16 protein-coding genes and 1 riboswitch are annotated in these 20,949 nt (G+C 40.0%); of the genes, 7 read left to right on the top strand and 9 right to left on the bottom strand.

Annotation, left to right across the window (positions count from 1 at the left end):
• Positions 1–244 precede the first annotated feature (244 nt).
• Together A33Q_RS07775 and A33Q_RS07770 are read right to left on the bottom strand one after the other, a co-directional pair.
• On the bottom strand, positions 245–562 hold the full coding sequence (locus tag A33Q_RS07775; protein ID WP_009036239.1) for a type II toxin-antitoxin system RelE/ParE family toxin: 318 nt from the start codon (positions 560–562) through the stop codon (positions 245–247).
• Complete coding sequence (locus A33Q_RS07770; RefSeq protein ID WP_009036238.1) at positions 562–795, bottom strand: hypothetical protein; 234 nt, start codon at positions 793–795, stop codon at positions 562–564. Before A33Q_RS07770 ends, A33Q_RS07775 begins: the two co-directional genes overlap by 1 nt.
• Positions 796–1,611: 816 nt before the next feature.
• Between A33Q_RS07770 and A33Q_RS07765 the strand changes: the two genes are divergently transcribed.
• Positions 1,612–2,850: an ATP-binding protein gene (locus A33Q_RS07765; RefSeq protein ID WP_016254912.1), complete on the top strand. Its 1,239-nt coding sequence runs from the start codon at positions 1,612–1,614 to the stop codon at positions 2,848–2,850.
• 1,046 nt (positions 2,851–3,896) lie between these two features.
• Here A33Q_RS07765 and A33Q_RS07760 read toward each other — a convergent pair.
• Entirely contained in the window at positions 3,897–4,949 is a 1,053-nt protein-coding gene (locus A33Q_RS07760; RefSeq protein ID WP_009036236.1) for a homoserine O-acetyltransferase family protein, read from the bottom strand.
• 76 nt (positions 4,950–5,025) lie between these two features.
• Positions 5,026–6,330 carry an O-acetylhomoserine aminocarboxypropyltransferase/cysteine synthase family protein gene (locus tag A33Q_RS07755; protein WP_009036235.1) on the bottom strand — a complete coding sequence of 435 codons (1,305 nt, stop codon included), beginning with the start codon at positions 6,328–6,330 and terminating at the stop codon, positions 5,026–5,028.
• Positions 6,331–6,514: 184 nt separating this feature from the next.
• Positions 6,515–6,624, bottom strand: a riboswitch (SAM riboswitch).
• Positions 6,625–7,368: 744 nt separating this feature from the next.
• Between A33Q_RS07755 and A33Q_RS07750 the strand changes: the two genes are divergently transcribed.
• From A33Q_RS07750 to A33Q_RS07730, 5 genes are all read left to right on the top strand, one after another.
• Entirely contained in the window at positions 7,369–8,622 is a 1,254-nt protein-coding gene (locus A33Q_RS07750; RefSeq protein ID WP_016254905.1) for an ATP-binding protein, read from the top strand.
• Positions 8,623–8,830: 208 nt separating this feature from the next.
• Positions 8,831–10,123 (top strand): OmpA family protein, encoded by a 1,293-nt coding sequence (locus A33Q_RS07745; protein WP_009036233.1) that lies wholly within the window; start codon positions 8,831–8,833, stop codon positions 10,121–10,123.
• 322 nt (positions 10,124–10,445) lie between these two features.
• Positions 10,446–11,585: a DegT/DnrJ/EryC1/StrS family aminotransferase gene (locus A33Q_RS07740; protein ID WP_009036232.1), complete on the top strand. Its 1,140-nt coding sequence runs from the start codon at positions 10,446–10,448 to the stop codon at positions 11,583–11,585.
• A 62-nt stretch (positions 11,586–11,647) separates the two neighbouring features.
• Positions 11,648–12,232 carry an acetyltransferase gene (locus A33Q_RS07735; protein ID WP_009036231.1) on the top strand — a complete coding sequence of 195 codons (585 nt, stop codon included), beginning with the start codon at positions 11,648–11,650 and terminating at the stop codon, positions 12,230–12,232.
• A gap of 176 nt (positions 12,233–12,408) precedes the next feature.
• Complete coding sequence (locus A33Q_RS07730) at positions 12,409–14,319, top strand: polysaccharide biosynthesis protein (protein WP_009036230.1); 1,911 nt, start codon at positions 12,409–12,411, stop codon at positions 14,317–14,319.
• A gap of 1 nt (position 14,320) precedes the next feature.
• Here the strand turns inward: A33Q_RS07730 and A33Q_RS07725 are convergent, their stop codons facing one another.
• The 5 genes from A33Q_RS07725 to A33Q_RS07705 are packed head-to-tail and all read right to left on the bottom strand — an operon-like array spanning position 14,321 to position 20,312.
• A complete protein-coding gene (locus tag A33Q_RS07725; RefSeq protein WP_009036229.1) occupies positions 14,321–14,641 on the bottom strand; it encodes a YbjQ family protein in 321 nt (106 codons plus the stop codon).
• Between the two features lie 5 nt (positions 14,642–14,646).
• Positions 14,647–15,843, bottom strand: coding sequence for a C40 family peptidase (locus A33Q_RS07720; RefSeq protein WP_016254904.1), 1,197 nt, complete (start codon positions 15,841–15,843; stop codon positions 14,647–14,649).
• Between the two features lie 60 nt (positions 15,844–15,903).
• A complete protein-coding gene (locus A33Q_RS07715) occupies positions 15,904–17,205 on the bottom strand; it encodes an amidohydrolase family protein (RefSeq protein ID WP_009036227.1) in 1,302 nt (433 codons plus the stop codon).
• A gap of 22 nt (positions 17,206–17,227) precedes the next feature.
• Positions 17,228–18,610 carry an amidohydrolase family protein gene (locus tag A33Q_RS07710; RefSeq protein WP_009036226.1) on the bottom strand — a complete coding sequence of 461 codons (1,383 nt, stop codon included), beginning with the start codon at positions 18,608–18,610 and terminating at the stop codon, positions 17,228–17,230.
• A gap of 10 nt (positions 18,611–18,620) precedes the next feature.
• A complete protein-coding gene (locus A33Q_RS07705) occupies positions 18,621–20,312 on the bottom strand; it encodes an amidohydrolase family protein (protein ID WP_009036225.1) in 1,692 nt (563 codons plus the stop codon).
• 247 nt (positions 20,313–20,559) lie between these two features.
• On the opposite strand from A33Q_RS07705, the gene A33Q_RS07700 reads away from it, so the two are divergent.
• Positions 20,560–20,922, top strand: a complete 363-nt coding sequence (locus A33Q_RS07700) for a response regulator transcription factor (RefSeq protein ID WP_009036224.1) — start codon at positions 20,560–20,562, stop codon at positions 20,920–20,922.
• The last annotated feature ends 27 nt before the right edge of the window (positions 20,923–20,949 follow it).

The following is a 20,949-nucleotide window of genomic DNA, read 5'->3' as shown; positions in this document are numbered from 1 at the left end:
ACAAATCGAACCGTATTATCCACCCCTTCGACTTTAGTCGAAAATCTGCGGAAATCACCGCAGTCTGCGGGAGAAAAAAGTGGACAGTGAAGAGTTAAAAGTTAAGGGTTAATTGTTAAAGGTTAAAGGGTGTCATTGCCTAAAGATGGTTGTTACTTTTCTTCATGGATAATATTGAACAATGAATCAAGACCACACTGGTTCGAGTCTTCAGACTTGAACCACAATCGATGCCGTAGAGAGACTATTTTGTTCTTTTTAATTTTTTTGGATTTTGGCGTGTATCAAATACGTCAGCAATTTTAATCAGTCTACTTTCTTCCTCAACAGTATAGATAATTTTGTAATTTTTAAAAACCAAATAGTGATATTTGCTATTTCTATCTTGAAGAAATTCTTCTTCCTGACCAAGATAGGGCATTTTCAGTAATTTATTTGGTTCTTCAATGATTCCAGAAATGAGTTTAGTAGCAACTTTTGAGTTAACCTTTTCCTTATAATAATCATAAATTTTATCTAGCTGAGCTTCCGAAAATTCAGACCAAATAATTTTAAATGCCATTATTTGTATTTGGCTAAAAGTTCAGAACTACTTTTGTATCTATTGTTTTCGAAATCCGACTCTGACTGGTCAATTCTTTTATTTAAGTCCTCAATACTCATTCGCTCAAAAGAATCTTCCAAGGAAGTTTCAGTTTCTTTTCTTAACATTTTTTCTAATCGGGATATAATCTCCTCGTTTTGGATTTTCAAAAATTCTTGAACAAATTCTATTTTTCTGAGCTCCAGATTCATATCAATATACTTTTAGTCAAATATACGAAATTTTCAATTCTATTAATTTCATTTTTGAGTGGATAACAGATCCATTTTATTTGAACTTCAGAATTACAAATCCCGAAGAGCGGAGTTGGCATATTCTGAAACCTATTTGCCGGGTGGAAGGTCAAAAATCTAAAATCTTACATGGGCCGTCCCTACAGGACGGAATAGATCCTCAACCGTTAATTTTTTCTACCAATGGGTTGTGCCTCTGGCACAAGAGGATTTTAGATTGTTGATTTAAGATTCTAGATTGAAAAACACATAGCAACCAATTCCCCATCATGAACAAATTGGTGAGGTATCAACTGATCACATTCATCAAACACCTTCCGTGCTTCTCGGTGCCTCCGTGGCAAAAATTGGCCTCCTTTTTAAGATTACTAATCCACATCCCTCCTGCGGGGAAAGGTTTAATTGATTAACTGATGAGGGGAGGTTGTTAAAAGTTAATTGTTAAAGGTTAAATAGTTACCCGGATTTTGGTGGGCAAGATAGGTGAAGGCTTCACCTTGTCATGTTGAGCAAAGTGAAACATCTGATTTCCTCCAAAAGCGAAGCTTTATCTGTGTAGATCTGTAGGATCTGTGGTTAATTTTAATTGATAATGGTGGTTACCAATTTCCGCCGTGCTTTAGCCGGCGGTCTCGCTCATGGGGATCAGTCCCCTTCGACTTCAGTTGAATTTAGCTCTTATTAAAATTGTTCTTTCATAAAGAATAAATTTGATTAAATTTGTTTGTTATCAAGGAACACTTTAAAATGCAGTCAGACAATCTCAAACAAATAATGATAGATCAAAAGGATAATTTCAATCGAAAACGTCCATTGATCGAAAGGGATATAGATTTGACCACTTTTTTAAAGACTGTTCAGGTCGTAGTGATAGCGGGAGTGCGACGCTGTGGAAAATCTTCTCTGCTATATCTGATAAAAGAAAAACTTGAACTGGCTGAACAGAACTATTGTTATTTCAATTTCGATGATGAGCGTATTATATCACAAACGTCAATACTTGATCAGATTTATTTGGCGCATTTAGAGCTTTATAAAACCGAACCTGTCTTTTTCTTTGATGAAATTCAAAATGTACCCAATTGGGAAAAATTCGTAAACCGGATCCATGAAAAAGGTCTTAAAGTTTACGTGACCGGTTCAAATGCCAATCTATTAAGTTCAGAAATTGCTACAAGCCTTACAGGAAGAAACAAGACCATTACATTATTTCCTTTTTCTTTTGCGGAGTATCTTAAGTGTAGGGGAAAATCTATAGATGTCAAAAAAGTATCTTCCAAAGCAAAAAGTATGATCCAAGGGGAGTTTCAAGAGTATATGAAATTAGGAGGCTTTCCATTGGTGGTCCAGGAAGAGGACCTAGAACTGGTTAATCAATACTTTCAAGATATTTTGTACAGGGATATAATTGCCCGTTATAGAATTTCTCAAGTAAATGAGCTGAAGCAAATTGCACTTTACTTAGCTTCTAATACTGGGAAATTATTTTCGTATTCCACTCTGCAAAATATTGCCGGTGTGAAGAGTACCAGTTCAGTTAAAAGTTATTTGGATTATTTAGAGCATTCATACTTGTTTTTTTACTTAAAAAAATTCGATTACTCTGTCAAAAAGCAGATTATGAATTCCAGAAAGGTTTATGCTATTGATCCCGCTGTGTGTAACCGGCTTGGATTTAGGTTTTCAGAAAATAAAGGAAGAATATTGGAAACGATTATCTTCCTCCAACTGCTTAGAATGAAGCATGAGGTGTTTTACCACAGTGGTAAAAAGGAATGTGACTTTATCGTGCAAGAGGGACTGGAAATTACATCAGCAATTCAAGTTGCTTATGAATTGAGTGACATTAATGTAAAACGTGAAGTAGATGGTTTATTGGAAGCTATGAAAGCTTATGGTCTTGAAAAGGGTGTTCTAATTACGGCTGACAATCAGGTGAAAGGCGAAGATATTCCAGATCAAATTGAAGTAATTTTAGCTTGGAAATGGTTGATAGAGAATACTGATTCCTAAAGGCGCCAGTAATTTGAGCGATTGGGATACTAGGTGATATTAATGGATATTGGTAGATATTTTTTGGATATTATTTCTAAATCATATCGTCTTCCAAAAGCGAAGCTTGATCTGCGGGGAGATGGGTTTAATTGTGTAATTGTTGAATTGATGAGAGGAAGGTTGTTAAAAGTTAATTGTTAAAGGTTAAATAGTTACCCGGATTTTGGTGGGCAAGATAGATGAAGGCTTTACCTTGTCATGTTGAACAACGTAAAACATCTGATTTCCTCCAAAAGCGAAGCTTTATCTGTGTAGATCTGTAGGATCTGTGGTTAATTTTAATTGATAATGGTGGTTACCAATTTCCGCCCTGCTTTAGCCGGCGGTCTCGCTCATTGGGATCAGTCCCCTTCGACTTTAGTCGAAATCTGCGGAAATCACCGCGATCTGCGGGAGAAAAAAGTGGGTAGTGACGAGTTAAAAGTTAAGGGTTAAATGTTAAAGGGGGGCTTGCCTAAAGATGGTTGTTACTTTTTTTAATGGATAATATCGAATATCGAACAATGAATTATGAAGGAAGGATGAAGGATGAAGGATGAGGGATGACAAAAGTGAATAGTGAGTAGTTATTAGTGAAGTTGGGAAAACATTAATTGAAGGCATATTTAAGCCTGAAAGCCTGCTCTGTGATAGCCCAGACTGGAGTTCACGTAAGTCTGGGATTTAAATGCCAAAGCCATGTTCTGTGTCCCCACAGATAACATTATACAAACCAAACTGGTGTTTCGGTCTGTGAGGACACAGACCAAGGAGGTAGGGATCTCATCTTATGTCTAGCGTCTTATGTCTTATTTTTCGTCTTCAAACTCCAGATTACAAATCCATTTCATCTGAACTTCGGAGTTACAAATCCCGAAGAGCGGAAGAGCGGAGTAAATATAAAAACCCTCGAGGTTTCAAAAACCTCAAGGTTTAACTAAGCTTCAACATATGGAAAAGCCAATCAATTCAACGGTTCATCAAATAAACAATTAAACAATAAATCATTTTCACAAATCTCACCCTCAAACTTCCTCCAAATAAAAACTCCTCAAGATATACTGCAATTGCTCATATTCTATCAGAAAAGCATCGTGCCCGGTGCGGGAACTGATTTCTTTGTAGCTGCCTTTGGGAACATGGTTGGCGATAAATTGGGACTCTTCTTTCAAAAACAACAAATCTCTGTCCACACCAATGGTCAAAATCTTGGATTGGATCTGAGATAAGGCTTTTTCCGTGCCCCCTCGAGCCCTGCCAATGTCGTGACTGTCCATAGCTTTGCTGAGAATCCAGTAAGAAAAAGCATTGAATCGGTTGGCTAGCTTTTGTCCCTGATACCTGAGGTATGAAGAAATTCTGAACCCATCCAGTTTTTCATCAAGGTCTTTCTGCTTGGCATCAAAATCCTGGGGATGCCTGTAAGAAAGCATGGCAATGGCCCGAGCTGCTTCAAGCCCTTTTTTTCCTGCATCAGGTCTGTTTTCCCCCCAAGTACTATCAGCTTCTATAGCCATCCTTTGGGTTTCGTTGAAGCCTATGGTCCAAGGGGAAGTTTTGGCATTGGAAGCCAAAATGATGGTATGTTTCACTTTTTCTTTCAAAATATAAGCCCACTCCAAGGCGACCTGCCCACCCAATGAACCTCCTACCAAGCTGTGAATGCTGGAAATGCCCAGGTGAACGCGTAAATGTTCCAAAGCTTTCGCCAGGTCCCGGGTACTTAAATTTGGAAAGTCGTAGTAATAGGGCTTTCCTGTTGTAGGATTGTTTGAAAGCGGATTGGTAGATCCATAATTGGAGCCCAATAGGTTGGCGCAGACGATGAAGTGTTTGGTAGGATCATAGAATTTATCTTCACCCACAATCCCTGACCACCATTCCTGTACATTGGCATCCCCTGTCAATGCATGTACGATCCAGATGACATTGTCCTTTGCTGCAGTCAGGTGTCCTTGGGTGGTATAAGCAATCTCAAAACCCGGTAATTTTTCACCGGATTCCAATTCCAGCACTTCTTCATGTCTGTAGCATTCCTGCGCCATATCGATAATCAAATAATTGCTTTCTAAATTCATTTTACTCGAAAAAGGGTGATATAAGGACCTGCCAGGTTTTAAAAATCTGGCAGGTCTGGGGATTGACTTACTGTACTCAGGCTATATGTTCAAATGCCTGTTGCAGGTCGGCTTTGATATCTTCAATATGCTCTATGCCCAAGGAGATTCTCAAGAGGGTAGGAGTTACCCCTGCTGCCAACTGTTCTTCATCGCTCAATTGTTGGTGTGTAGTGGCAGAAGGCTGAATGATCAGGGTTTTTGCATCTCCCACATTGGCCAGATGAGAAATCAGCTCCAGTTTGTTGATGAAGTTGGAAGTACTTTCCTTGTCTCCTTTGAGTTCGAAGCTCAATACTCCTCCAAAACCATTTCTCAGGTATTTTTTACCCAGTTCATGATATGGAGAGCTTTTGAGTCCAGGATAATTGACTTTTTGAACCTGAGGATGGGCTTCCAGCCACTCTGCAATAGCCAAAGCATTGTCTACGGTTCTTTGAACCCTGAGAGAAAGGGTCTCCAGTCCCTGAAGTAAAAGGAAAGAGTTAAAAGGGGAGAGGGCAGGGCCAAAATCCCTTAATCCCTCTACCCGTGCACGTATGGCAAACGCGATATTGGGCAGACCTAGTGGGTTGTTTTCTCCGAAAACTTCCCAAAACTTCAGTCCATGATATCCTTCTGATGGTTCGGTAAACTGTGGGAATTTACCATTCCCCCAATTGTAATTTCCACCATCTACAATGATTCCTCCAATGGAAGTTCCATGTCCGCCAATCCATTTGGTGGCAGAGGAAGTGACAATATTGGCTCCATGCTTGATGGGCTGAAAGAGGTATCCCCCGGCACCAAAAGTATTGTCTACGATTAAAGGAATGTCATATTTTTTGGCTAAGGCAGCTATTGCTTCAAAGTCAGGAATGTTGAATTCAGGATTTCCTATAGTCTCTAGATAGATGGCTTTGGTTTTGTCATCGATGAGTTTTTCAAATTCCGCAGGTTCGTTGCCTTTGGCAAACCTGGCTTCTATACCTATTCTTTTGAAAGCTACTTTGAACTGATTGTAGGTACCACCATACAGGAATGAGGTGGAAACGAAATTTTCTCCAGTTTGAAGAATGTTATTCAAAGCCAAAAACTGTGCGGCCTGTCCTGAAGCCGTAGCTACAGCTGCAACCCCACCTTCCAGTGCGGCTAATCTCTGCTCAAATACATCCGTGGTAGGATTCATGATTCTGGTGTAGATATTCCCGAATTCTTTGAGTGCAAAAAGGTTGGCTCCGTGTTCGGCGGAATTGAACACATAAGAGGTGGTCTGGTAAATCGGTACAGCCCTGGAGTTGGTAGCAGGATCTGGTGCCTGTCCGGCATGAAGCTGAAGTGTTTCGAATCTGTAATTAGACATGATGATTTTTGTTTTAGGTTTAATGGAAATATAAATATGGGCCAAGCCCAAAAAGGGTTCAAAGAAATCCTCTGATCGTCTAGAAATGCATGCAACAACAAAAACAGCCCATAACATAGATTGGCTTTGAATGTGGATTGCGAAGTGTGTGAAGGTTCCTTTTTTGTAAATTCATTGGTTTAAGAATTTATATGTCCGGGAGACAATATTATCTACCGGCAGGAATTGGCACCTTGGATTTTCCAGGTTGCCAGAGGGTCAATGAGCCTGTCTCTCGCCTCTTCTGTATAAATCCCAGCACAAAAAGTGAAAGGATGTCACAAAGAAATAAGTTGGGCTTGGTATATGCAAGAATTAAGAGGGATATTTTACGACAGGAGAAAAAATAAAAGGCTAAGGTCCGGCGTGAAAACTATTTTTTCTTGTCAGTTTCAATTCCTCATCCATTATTCTGAACGGAACATCAGGGAAAATTCTTGCAGAAGAGCTTAATGGGACTGTTTTTGCCAATATTTCTTCCGGTAAAATTGAGATTGTGAACTAAAATAAGGATAAGGGAGGAAATGGACATTTGGGTACGCTTCGGCGCACTCAAAGGTCAACCCTAAAGGTGGATAATGTGAAGCCCTGTAAGGGTGTTTGATATTATAGCCTAGGGTTTTAACTGGATTTGTTAAAGGTTAAATAGTTACCCGGATTTTGGTCTGCAAGATAGAGGAAGACTTCAACTTGTCATGGTCTGAACCAATTCATCAAACTCCTTTCTTGCTTTTCCGTGCCTCCGGGGTAAAAATTGGCCCCATTTAAAGATTACTTATCCTCTGACCACCCTTCCAAAGCGAAGCTTTATCCGGTTGAATAGGTGAAGATTTTTGTGGGGATTCCGAATCCATCTGCCCTTGCTCCAAAATTATAGATTTTGGAGAATTGAAACATATAATTTGCACAACAATAACTCTATAATTTGCACAATAAAAACTCTATAATTTGCACAAAAATATTTTTAAAGTACTTTTGTCCATCATCAAATTAAATTTTATGGACTACATTAGAAGATTAATTGAGGATGACTTAATGAAAAAAATGTCTGCTTCTGGTGCGGTGCTTTTAAAAGGTCCTAAATCATGCGGAAAGACAGAAACGGCTTCACAATATGCAAAAAGCGTATTGAGAATGGATAGAGACCCACAAGTTTCTGTAGTCATGAAAACCAATCCTCGATTACTGTTGGAAGGTGAAACTCCAAGATTGATTGATGAATGGCAAGAGCAACCAGAAATATGGAATTATGTAAGACATGAAGTTGATGAACTGAAGTCAAAAGGCTTGTTTATACTTACAGGATCTTCTAATCCGCCTGAAAATGTAAGACTCCATAGCGGTGCGGGTCGCTTCACAGTCTTACAAATGGATACCATGACTTGGCAAGAATTAGGATATTCAAGTGGAATTGTAAAATTATCAGATTTACTGCAAGGCACAAGTAACGATTATTACGAACCTGCTATTTCCTTAGATTATATCATTGAAAGAATATGTATAGGCGGTTGGCCTACATTGATCAATGAGGATTACAGAAATGCATTGAGCCTGAATCGAGGCTATATCGATTTGCTTTGCGAAGTAGATATGAGTCAGGTATCTGGAGTGAAGCGGAATCCCCATAAAGTGAGAAGTTTATTAAGTTCTTTATCCAGAAATATTGCGACCATAGTCGATAATAAAACTTTAGAGAAAGATGTAAAAATCAATGAATACAATGAGTTGTCCAGAAACACCATATCAGATTACTTAAATGCGCTATCCAAATTAATGATTTTATTCGAACAGCCTGCTTTTAATGTTCATATTCGGTCAGCTGCATCTTTACGTAAGTCTCCTAAAAGACATTTATGTGATCCTTCATTAGCTGTTGCAGTTTTGGGTTTGGATAAGGAAGCATTGATAAAAGATTTGAAATACACAGGCTTCCTGTTTGAATCCTTGGCTATTCATGAATTAAATGTCTATGCAAAAGCAAATGACGCTACTATTTTTCATTATAACGATTCATACGGTAATGAGGTGGATGCCATTGTGCAGAAACGCAATGGAGATTATGCAGCATTTGAAATTAAATTGGGAGTAGGTTTTATTGACGAAGCTGCAGAGAATCTCAAAAAGTTTGCAGCCAATATTGATACAGAAAAAATGGAAATACCGAAATCATTAAACATTATTACTGGAACAGGCATGTCTTACCGTCGACCGGACGCGATCAATGTAATTTCCTTAGCTTCTTTGGGAGTATAACCAATTCATCAAACTCCTTTCTTGCTTTTCCGTGACTCCGTGGTAAAAATTGGCCCCATTTAAAGATTACTTATCCTCTGACCACCCTTCCAAAGCGAAGCTTTATCCGGTTGAATAGGTGAGGGTTTTTGTGGGGATTCCGAATCCATTTTGTAGGAGCCGATTTTGTGTGTAGATTTGTTTGTCGGTCACTCAAAATCAAATCGTAATGAAAAAAAGTCTTTTGGCATTAATGCTAATGTTGTTGGTGTGTCTTGTTGTTCAGGCCCAAGACGAATATAACAAGTGGTCTATTGAGATCAATGGAGGTTTCAATAAGCCTATGGCTCCTCTTAGCCCCGGTTATTTAAGCCCTACCTTAAATCTAGGGCATGTTGGACTGGGAGCACGGTACATGTTCAATGAAAAGTTTGGCCTGATGGGAGATGCAGGTTTCGGGAGGTTCAGAGAAGCAAGAGGGAACTCCCCAGAGTTTGTAACTGACTATGCAAGGTTTAATGCACAAGGTGTAGTCAACTTTGGAAGGCTTTTTAATTTCGAATCATTTACCCAAAGCCTTGGATTGCTTTTTCATGCCGGACCTGGAATAGGATGGTTTACCAATGATGACAGACCAACACTGGATTTTGACCGGGATTATTTATATCATATCAGTTCTGGTTTTACCGGACAGGTAAAGCTGAGTGATAGATTTGCCTTGCTGGGAGATATCAGCGTTCATTTTAACGGAAGACAACGTTACACCTTTGATGGGAGAAGTTTTATAATACCTCCTTTGGCAGAGCTTGATGATGTAAGACTTGCCCATACTACGGGAACCTGGTGGACGGGTACACTTGGGTTAGCCTATTATATCGGTAAAGCAGACACCCATGCAGACTGGTACATCCCAGGTGAGAAATATGCTACTAAAGAAGAGCTGGCTACCCAGATGGGGGAAATCAGAAATATGCTGAAAGATTCTGATGGAGATGGTGTTCCGGATTATCTGGATCAAGAACCCAATACACCTGCAGGAGCAAGGGTAGATGCCTTGGGAAGGACCCTAGACTCTGATGGAGATGGGATTCCGGATCATTTGGATAAATGTCCTTTTGCCCCCGGACCAGCATCCAATGATGGATGTCCTTTGGAGGAAGTCGAAGAAATTGATTATTTCCGAAAAGCAATCAATGAAGGATATCTTAACGTGTATTTTGCTTTTGATTCTTCCAAGCCTTTGAATTACTCCAGTTCAGCTGCGAATTTTGTTGCTAATTTCCTGAAAAGAAATCCAGGAGTGAACATCCATGTCAAAGGTTATGCGGACGAAATCGGGCCTGAAGACTATAACATGAAGCTTTCTGAAAGGAGGGCAAAGGCCGTAGTTGATTTACTTGTCGCAGCAGGGATAACACAAAATAGAATCAGTCATCAAGGTTATGGAGAGGATACTTCAGTAGATAAGTCTTCCGCCGAGGCTAGACAATTGGCAAGACGGGTTAGTTTTGAAGTGGACTGAATAACAAAAAACTAAAATAAACTTTGTGAAAAGCCCGGAATTCCGGGCTTTTCTATTTTGGAATCTCCCGTAGGTGACAAAATCAGCGGAGTTAAGTTTTTGGTTGAATTTTTTGATTAAATGTAAGACTATTTATTTAATTGTCATGGTTCTGGTATAACTCTTTGGTTATCAGTGATGAAATTGAATTTAAATTTTGTTTGAACACCATTTAGAGATGTTTTAAATACATAAAATTGAATTTGAAAAAAATATTATATTGATAATTATTGATATTAATTTTCTTTCTGTAGATTACAAGCAGTTTAATCACTAGACTCCCATGAATACCCCAATTTTATTATCATCTCCTATTTTTGATGGGAAAGAGCAAACAAATATTCAAAAAGCTCTTGAAAAGGGTTTTATTGCTACCAATGGATCTTTTATTTCAAAGTTTGAACAAAAGTTTTCTCAAAGATTAAAGACACATCAAATCACGGCGGTAAATTCAGGTACTTCAGCATTACACTTGGCATTGATTCATTTGGGTGTTGGCTTAGGGGATGAAGTGATTTGCCAATCTTTCACATTTTGTGCCTCAGCCAATCCAATTACCTACTTGGGTGCGGTACCTGTTTTTGTGGACTCTGAAAAAGATACCTGGAATATCAGTCCTGAGATTTTGGAGGATACTATACTAAGTAGAATTTCCAAAGGCAAGAAGCCCAAAGCAATTATTACCGTGGATTTGTTTGGCATGCCGGCCAAGCATCATGAAATTTTAGAGATTTCGAAAAAATACAAAATTCCAGTCATTGAAGATGCTGCTGAAGCAGTAGGCTCTTTGTATCACGGCCAACCATGTGGTATTTTTGGAGAATTGGGTGTCTTTTCATTCAATGGTAACAAAATCATTACTACGGGAGGCGGAGGGGCTGTAGTTTCCGCAAATGTGGAGGCTATCAATAATGCCAGGTATTTATCTATGCAAGCCCGGGAAAATACCCATTATTATGAACATTTTAAAGTTGGTTACAATTACAGAATGAACAATATCTCGGCTGGAATAGGCTTGGCACAGTTTGAAAATCTGGATAAAAAAGTCAAGAAAAGAAGGGCAGTGTTTGACAACTATAAAGAGATGTTGAAAAATTTTGAAGGGATCTCTTTATTGGAGGAACCTTCAGGTGTTTATTGCAACAGGTGGCTCACAACAATCTTAATTGATCCCAAAGTAACAGGTTTCAGCAATGAGGATCTTAGGTTGGCATTTCAAAAACATAACATTGAAAGCAGATTTCTTTGGAAGCCATTGCACATGCAGCCAGTATTTTTAGATTATCCTTACTATGGAGGAAATACGTCATCCTCCTTATTTTATAAAGGAATTTGTTTGCCATCTTCGGAGAACTTATCAATTGAGGATTTGGAAAGAATAGTAACGATAATCTCCAAACAATTTAAGTATGTTTTCAAATAAAGGATGTTCATCCATTTATTGAGCTGGATCTTGAATGAGAATTTATTGAAGTAAAAAATCCCATGAATATATTTGGTGCTTCAGGCCACGCCAAAGCTGTAATTGATATTTTGCCCGACATCAAGGCAGTCAAAGCTATTTATGATGATTTCCCAAAAACGAATGAACTCATGGGCATTCCTGTCATGAGTTCAGAGGAAATGAACTGGAATAAGCCCAGAGCCGGTATCATAGCTGTCGGCAATAATAAGCAAAGAATGGATTTGGCTGCAAGATTAAAAAGCCAATTAGAATTTGTCAATATTTTTCATAAGACTGCTATTATTTCAAATTTTGTAGAAGTCTCCCATGGGATTGTGGTCATGGAAGGAGCCATAATAAAAGTTCATACTTTCTTAGGTGCACATGTGATTGTAAACACAGCAGCAACTGTAGACCATGACTGTTGGATAGGCGATTACGTGCACCTTGCTCCCAGGGTCACATTGTGTGGAAATGTTCATATAGGTAAAGGAAGTTTGATTGGTGCAGGCTCTGTGGTACTACCGGGGATTAAAATAGGAGAATGGGCGATCGTAGGTGCGGGATCTACAGTTCATAAAGATGTACCAAGTGGTTCAAAATGGATAGGAAAAAAGTTGGTTTAATTTTATAAGTAATTCAAATCAAAAATTACTTTTATTCTCCATAAAATCCATTTTTCTAGCCAAATGCTTAAATAAAAGGGGCAAAGTGTAGCATTTGACAGAATAGTTTTTAATTTTGTTTTCTGATAAAAAGTGTTTGATTACAATAAAAGCAATACTATAGAAAAATTTTTACTATGGATTTTTTGAAAAAACTAAAAATTCTTCCTCGGTGGATTATAGCCACTTTGGACTCCATAATTTTATATCAAGCAGCTTTCTTTGGTTATCTTGTCAGGTTTAACTTTGAACTTGAGGCAGTAGAGGAAAATTCAGCATTTACCGGGAGTATGGTTTTTATGCTCGGAGGTGTATTGGTCATGCTAAATACGAAGAGTTATGAAGGAATAGTCAGGCATACCGGGTTCAGAGATGGCTCCATTATTTTTAAAACAATAATTTTAAACTTTCTTCTTTTCACGATAATAAACCTGTTTAGTGAAAGTTTCTTGAGCAATAGGTTTCTGCTTCCAACATCCGTTTTGATCATTGCATCCTTATCTTCCTTGTTTTTACTGATTTTTTACAGACTATTGGTCAAAGAGCTTTTTGTATATGTTAAGAATAGTGTGGCCGCTAAAGATGTAAAAATGGGGATCATTTTCGGGGCAGGAGAAGCCGGTATTATCGCTCAGGATGTCATAAAAAGAGACAGTAAATCCTATTTTGATACCATTGCATTTTTTGATGATGATCCGAAAAAAGAAGGCAAAATAATAGATGGGAAGAAAATATACAAAGGTCTGAAAGAGCTTGAAAATTTTGTTCAGCATCACGGGGTTACTGAAATGATTATTGCTGTTAGAGATATTTCAGTTCAAAGAAAAAGAGAGATCATCGATGAATGCCTTCGATTGAAAGTTCATGTTAGTATTATTCCTCCAATCAATCAATGGATTAATGGTGGCTTACAGGCAGGAGCGATCAGGGAAGTGAAAATTGAAGATTTGCTGAGTAGGGATCAAATATCTCTGGATAACCCCAAGATAGAGGAGGATATCAAGGATAAAGTTGTTTTGGTGACCGGAGCCGCTGGCTCGATAGGGAGCGAGCTTTGCAGGCAGATTGTCCATTACGGGCCAAAACTTCTTGTGATGCTTGATCAGGCAGAATCTCCATTGTATGATATTGAGCAAGAGCTTAAAGAACAGAGTACGCTCACGCCCCGAAAGATTATTCTTGCCGATATCAGAAACAGGAGGAAAATGAAAGCGGTATTCAGGGATGTAAAGCCTCAGGTGGTGTTTCATGCTGCAGCTTACAAGCATGTGCCGATGATGGAGAATTACCCTGAAGAATCCATCAAAACAAATATTCTTGGAACAAAAATACTTGCAGACCTATCCGTACTTACCAATGTGGAAAGGTTTGTTTTTGTCAGCACAGATAAAGCTGTCAATCCCACAAATGTGATGGGTGCTACAAAAAGAGCTGCAGAAATGTATGTTCAGGCCTTAAATAACTTCTTGAATACACATCACCGTAAGTTCCATACAAAGTTTATAACAACAAGATTTGGAAATGTTTTGGGATCCAATGGGTCTGTTATTCCTCTATTTAAGAAACAAATTTTGAAAGGAGGTCCGATTACAGTAACACACCCTGAAATCACTAGATACTTTATGACCATTCCTGAAGCGTGTCAACTGGTCCTGGAAGCCGGCGTGATGGGTAATGGAGGTGAAATCTACGTCTTCGATATGGGTCAGCCTGTGAAGATTGTGGATCTGGCTAGAAAAATGATCCAACTCAGTGGAAAAAAAGTAGATGAGGATATCAAAATTGTGTACTCCGGATTGAGAGAAGGGGAGAAATTGTATGAGGAATTGCTGAATGATTCAGAAACTGTCAAAATCACTCACCATCCCAAAATAAAAATAGCACAAGTTTGTTCATCCAATTATTACAAATTGGATGGGCAGATAGAACTTTTTAATGAGCTTATTGAGAAAAATTCCGAAAATGAATTTGTTGCTCACTTAAAGACTTTAGTACCTGAATTTATCAGTAACGCCTCTAGGTTTGAGGTGTTGGACAGGTTAAATTGATTTATATCTTCTCCACTTTCACTGCTGTTCCGGCGGCGGTAACCATCAACATGCCATCCCTGATGGTCTCATAATCCAGGTCAATACCCACCACAGCATTGGCGCCGAAAGCTCTGGCCTGTACCTCCATCTCTGCCATTGCTGTTGCCTTTGCCTCTCTCAAAACCCTTTCATAAGCTCCTGCGCGTCCTCCTACAATATCTGTGATGCTGGCAAAAAAATCTTTGAATACATTGGCTCCAATGATGGTTTCTCCGGAAACAATTCCTAAATAACCCGTGATCCTGTAACCTTCAAGTTGTGGTGTTGTGCTGACAATCATTTGATTTAATTTTTAATGGTTGGGAAATTTAATGCTTTTTCTACAGAACTGATGTTTGGATTATCTTTTCCTATGATTCTTTTTGTTCTCAAATATCTGTTCAATTCGTACTCGTCATAATTTGGGCTGTTTTTATCAAAACTGCTGATCCTTACCATTCCCCTTGCATGAATAAAGGAATTGTCTCCAATCCACATCCCAACGTGGACAATCCTTTCTTTTTTGTCAGCGGTAGCTTTTTCTCCAAAGAATAAAAGGTCTCCTACCTCCAGTTGGGACCAATTCATGGAATCGTCCACCAACTCACCTTCATGAATCTGCTGGGAAGCATCCCGAGGAATAACTTGCCCATGTAGAAAAAAGATAGTTTTGGTGAATCCACTACAATCCATCCCTTTGATAGATGTCCCTCCCCAGAGATAAGGACTTCCCATCATGGATTTGGCAGTTTGAATCAGTTTTTCCGGTTGAAGTTCCCTGGTATTTTTCCAGGTATGGAAATCCATAACCTCGGCTTTTTCTACCAAGCCTTGCCTGCCATCAGGAAGTGAAACCTTAAGGAATGCCCCATTTTCCTCCAATACTTCCAAAATATTCCCCGCAACCAGGTCACTTATCCAAGTTTGTTTGGAAGGATCTTCAAAGACAAAACCATGAAGTCCAGTGAAAACAATTTTATCTGCTGCTTGCCATTTTTCCAACTCATCTTTTTCCATGAGATGTATTCCCGCAGCATCAACCCAGGAAATATAACCGTCTGGGGTTTGAATCAGATACCAGGATCCATCTTGCTTGAGCACTTTTATAGGTGTGCCCATCAAGGCCTGTGTAGCAAGTTCGGCGGAGTGCTTTGGTGCGCTCCTGATATTGGCCACTGAAATGGTCACCAAAGCCTGCTCCTTCCCTTCAAGATCTTTACGAGGCAATAGTTGTATGTTGGATACTATATTCTGGTGGTTTTTGGCCAGCGCCTCCCTTAATTTTTCCAAGGCATCCGGTTGATCTGTTTCACCGACCAGCTTGTTATCTTCCAATTGGACATTCCAGAGGGCTACTCTTTGATCCGGAGCATAGCTTTCTTTGATATCTGCTAAGAGTTGCTCCAATTCCTTGTTGTTCTCTTCAGTCCCGCAGGCGAAAAAGACTATCCCAATGAGTATGAGGTAAGGAATAAATGATTTTGATGTTTGAAATGCAGGCATAAGTATGTGTATAAAAAGAAAAACCTCAGCCATTCGGCTGAGGTCAAACTTAAGAGAGTTTTAATTTTTTTCCAAGCCCGGAGACCTTTCCAGAAATTCCTGATAGAGTTTGATATGTCTATTGCTCATCGGAACTCTATACCCGTCTATGAACACATGCCTGATCTGTGTCTTGGTTTCGAAAGGATCTCCAGTAGAGACTAATAGGGTAGCGTCTTTGCCCACTTCGATGGAACCCATTCTGTCAGCTACACCAAAGACCTCTGCAGCATTGATGGTCACTGCTTTCAAGGCTTCTTCCTTACCCAGTCCATAAGCTGCTGCAAAGCCTGCATTGAAAGGCAGGTTTCTGGTATTTTCAGCATCATTGCTTCTGATTACGACTTTTACCCCTGCTTTGGCCATTTTGCCCGGATTGGTATAGGCTGCGTCAAATCTGTCTGACTGACGTGTAGGAATGGACAACATAGGGCCCACAATTACCGGTAGTCCTGCTTCAGCGATTTTATCTGCTACTCTCCAACCCTCAGCTACGCCTGTCAAGATTGCATTCACTTCTTTTTCTTTAATCCACTTGAGTGATGCTTCAATATCTGCAGCGGCATTGACCTCAACAAGGAGCGGTAATTCTCCTGAAATCACTTTGGACAATTGCTCCATTTCCGGATAGAACTGCAGTTCCGCTCCTGATGACTGAAGTTTGTGGTAAGTAATTGCCCTTTCCCAGATTTCGTTTAGGGTTTTCTGGGCGGTTTCAGCCTCTTTCTTGATGTCCTCATCGCTTCTTCTGTCCCAGGTACTTCTTCTGGCAGAAGAAGGGAAGTTCAATACTACTCCTTTGAACCCTGCATACATTTGGTCTGGAGTGTACCCGTTAAGGTTGATCAGTGCAGCAGTGCCGGGAAAAAGTCCTCCTGAAGGTACAGCCAGGGTTGTGGTTACTCCGGAAACACGTGTTACAGGAATGGCTACTGAATTTGGGTTGACCGCAACCAAGGCCTGCATATTGGGTGTAACCTGACCGATTTCTGCGAAATCCTGAGTTTCTGCCAGTGAATTTACTTCAACCAAGCCCAGGCGGCTTCCTCCGTCAAACATTCCCGGGTAGATGTAATGCCCACTGCAATCAATGACCTCTGCATCACCAGCAGGGATATTGTTGCCTACAGCTTTGATTTTTCCCTGTTCTATCAATACACTTCCATTTTCTATGGTTCCATTGGTCACTGTCACAATGGTTGCTCCTTGCAGCAGGAAGTTACCGTTTCTGGGTTTGATAAATTCCCCATCAAATTGAGCCTGCGCAAAAAGCGGGAACAGGAGTAGGGCCAGGGTATAATAGATGTTTTGTATCTTCTTCATTTTATTCCTTCTTTTTCAATGATTAATGAGAATGGTCAAAAAGGTTTCTTCCAAAATTGGTAAAGAAGAAATCCACACCGTGCATACATTTGTGGTCATGTTCTTTAAGGAAAATTGGTTCCACAGTCTCGGATGCACTTACTCTTAAACGCATGTCATCAGGATCACTGTTGATGTCAAAGTATTTGACTCCATCCACAAAGGTCATTTGAGGCACTGCATAGACAGAAAGCGGGTGTTCATTGAAGAGTACAAGGTCTGCTTGTTTTCCTTCTTCAATAGAACCTACTTTATCAGCAATGCCCAATTGTTTGGCCGGATTGATTGTGATCAGGGCCAGTGTCTGCTCGTCATTCAATTCGCCATAGCGCTGTGCTTTACCCGCTTCATGATAAAGGTGACGGATCAATTCTCCCGAATCAGAATTGATGGAAGTGATTACTCCGTTTTCTGTCAGGATGGCTGCATTGTAGGCCGTAGAATAGTAGACCTCAAACTTGTACGCCCACCAATCTGCGAAAACAGAGGCACCCATGGTGTACTCAGCCAATTCGGGAGCAACCTTGAAGCCTTCATTGACATGGGAGAAAACAATATTGGTTATACCGAAATCCCTACAGGTATTGATCAGGGCATAAATTTCATCAGCTCTGTAGGAATGGCAGTGAATGATCACTTTCCCATCGAGGATATCTGCCAGGGTCTGTAGCCTGGTGTCATACTTTGGAGGAACCGGTGTAGCTCCTTTTACCTTTTTGGCCTCATTGTAAGCCTCCCAGGTTTTTTTGTATTGAATGGCTTCATTGAAACCGTTTCTGATAACAGCTTCTACTCCCATTCTGGTCCTTGGCTGATTTCCGTTACCTCGCCCATGAACCCTTGTAGGGTTTTCTCCCAGGGCAAATTTGATGGTCCGGGGAGCATCCTTCATAAATAAATCCTCAGGGTTCCCGGAACCGTAACGGTGCTTCAGCGTGATGTTTTCACCTCCTATTGCATTGGCTGAGCCGTGCATGGCATGGGAGACAGTCACGCCTCCTGCCAGGGCTCTGTAAAGGCCTACATCATAGGGGTTGACTACATCGGCCATTTTGACCTCTGAGGTAATCGGAGAGGTGGCTTCGTTTACAGCGTCCAAAGCTACATGCGAATGTGCATCGATGATTCCTGGCATCAGGTATTGACCGGAGGCATCAATGGTTTCAACATTTGAAGCACTGAGGTTGCTTCCTATTCTTCTAATGACTCCGTTTTCCACCAATACATCAGTGTTTTCAAGGGTGCCGTTAGTGACTGTAAGTACCGTTGCGTTTTTGATCAAAACCGAACCTTTTTGTGTCTGTGCCTGAGAAAGGAAACAAATCATTGAAAAAAGCCCAGCTAGTATATAATGTGTCTTGTTCATAACCTATGTCTTATTTATTGAATTGATTAGGCACCTTGGAAGCATTGAGCGGAAAGCTTCCAAAGTCTGCAAGATTCATGTTACCGGAGAATTCTTCTCCAACAATATCTCCACTTACATTTACATCTATGTTCATACCGCCTGCTGACACACTAAAAGAGAAAGACAGATAGTTGCCGGAGACATTGATATCTTTCATTTCAGAGCTTGCCTTTCCTCCGCCTGCCGGATTATCATAAGTGATGCTTCCGGTGTAGCGGTCTCCTTCTTTTTTGATTTCCATCTTACCTCCAGAGCTTCCTGCCGGGGTGTCCGAGGTGTATTCCCAGATTCCTTGCACGGCTACGCTTGCTTCTCCATTTCCTCCATTTTTCTTTTTGCTGGTATCATAATTGAAAATGTAACCATCTGCTACTACATGCTTAATTTGGGCATCTTCAGAAAAGATTGGCGCTGTCATGATGACCATGTTGGCCAATTTTCCCTTTTCTAGGCTTCCTGCAAATTTCTGGATTCCGAGGATATTGGCCGGATTGGTAGTTAAAGCTGCAAGTGCTGCATCTTCGCTCAATCCATTTTCAATCATCACCTTTAAGTTTTTGTGCAAATCTGCACTTCTAGCTCCCATAGAGGTAAAAGCAAATGCAATTCCTGCTTCTTCCAAAAGAGCTGCCTGCTTCAGGGCTAGTTCATAGGCCTCTTTGACCCTTTTGGTTCTGGCCTGAACTTCTTCTGATTTGTTTGCTACATCTGCTTTGGCAACCTTGTCATCAGGCAATTTTAAACTCAGCAATACTTTTGCATTGGCAGCTTTGATCACATCAATGACAGGATCTGCTTCTGTCACTCCCGAAAGGATGATGTTGAAGCCATTTTCTTTTTGCAGCGTGAGAGCTCTTCTTATTTCAAGGTCGTTACTGACTTCAAAAATCACAGGGATGTTTTTGTCTAAAACAGGGTAAAAAGCCTCCAAGGTTTTATTGATTTCAGGCCTGTTGAGACCAGTATTGGATGCGAAAAGCCTGCTATGTTGGGAGGACAGTTCTGCATTTTTATAAAGATCTCTGAATTTGGCCATGACCCCCAGCTGGGTGCCAGGGTACATTCCTCTGCCCATCCCTCTGAATTTTGCAGCCATAGCAGTCTGGTTGGCCAGGACATTGCTGGATGCATTGCCGCCGTAGATCACAATGGCTGCTTTCCCGGGCAGCATGCCTCCATCGGGAAGGATCTGTGCAAGAGTGAAACCTACTTTTCTCCAATCGCTGATTTGTGTGCTTTTCGGATCATAATAATCCAAAACAGATCTCCAGGGCGTGATGCCTGCTACCTCATCAGGAGGGTTGGAAGGATTGAAGTCCGAAGGTCTTTCAGCCTCTGCCGGTTTTCCTACTCCTGCATTGCCTGCCGCATCGATAAAACCAGGGTAAATGAAAAGAGAATCGGCTTCTATGACCTGCGCTTCTTTGGGAATGTTTATATTTGATCCTACGGCCTGGACCAACCCATCCTTGATCAGGATGTTTGCATTTGATGCAGTCTTACCGGGTGAGGTGGTGATGGTTGCGTTTTTGATGACATATGTCCCCGTCACTCTTCTTTCCCCTGTAGGATCACTTTGACCAAAAGCAGTAGAAAAATTGAGTAAAACCAAGAGAACAAAAGCTCCTAAATGCAACTTGAATCTAAAGTACAAATTCATACGTTGAGGTGGTTTTTTGTAAATGTTAAGACCTGTAAGCTAGTAAAAGATTTTTTTTTCAAAAAAGTTATTTTTTTTACGGTGTCTAAAATGAGTAAGAACGGCAAATTAAATTATTCGTAATGCATTTTAAATATTTTATATTTTAAGGGGGCTTTATTAAAATATTTTTAGCGGTTTTAGGGATTTTTTTTTGATATTTTAATAATTATCTTTCGTTTCGTAATCACCCTAAATAAGGAATACCATGAAAAATGTACTTTTGATAGAAGATGATAAGTTGATCTCCAGCTTGGTCAGATTCAGGCTCAACAAGGACGGTTATAATGTAACCACCGTGGATGATGGTCAAAAAGGAATGGATGCCATAGACTCTAGTAGTCCTGACCTCATCATTACAGATGTAATGATTCCTTTCAAAAATGGAATAGAAATAATCAATTATTCTAAGAAAGTTAATCCAAATGTTCCTATTATTGTCCTAAGTTCATTGGGAGAAGAAGAAAGTACCGTCATGGAGGCTTTCAATCTTGGTGCTTCGGATTTCGTTCCCAAGCCATTTAACCCAAATGAACTGGCAATTAGGGTCCAAAGGTTAATCAATAATTGATTTATATAAGAGAAATTAGACTAAAAG

Source organism: Indibacter alkaliphilus LW1 (assembly GCF_000295935.2).
GTDB lineage: Bacteria > Bacteroidota > Bacteroidia > Cytophagales > Cyclobacteriaceae > Indibacter > Indibacter alkaliphilus.
Note: the sequence above shows the minus strand (reverse complement) of the source record. Positions and strands in the feature narration are given on the sequence as shown.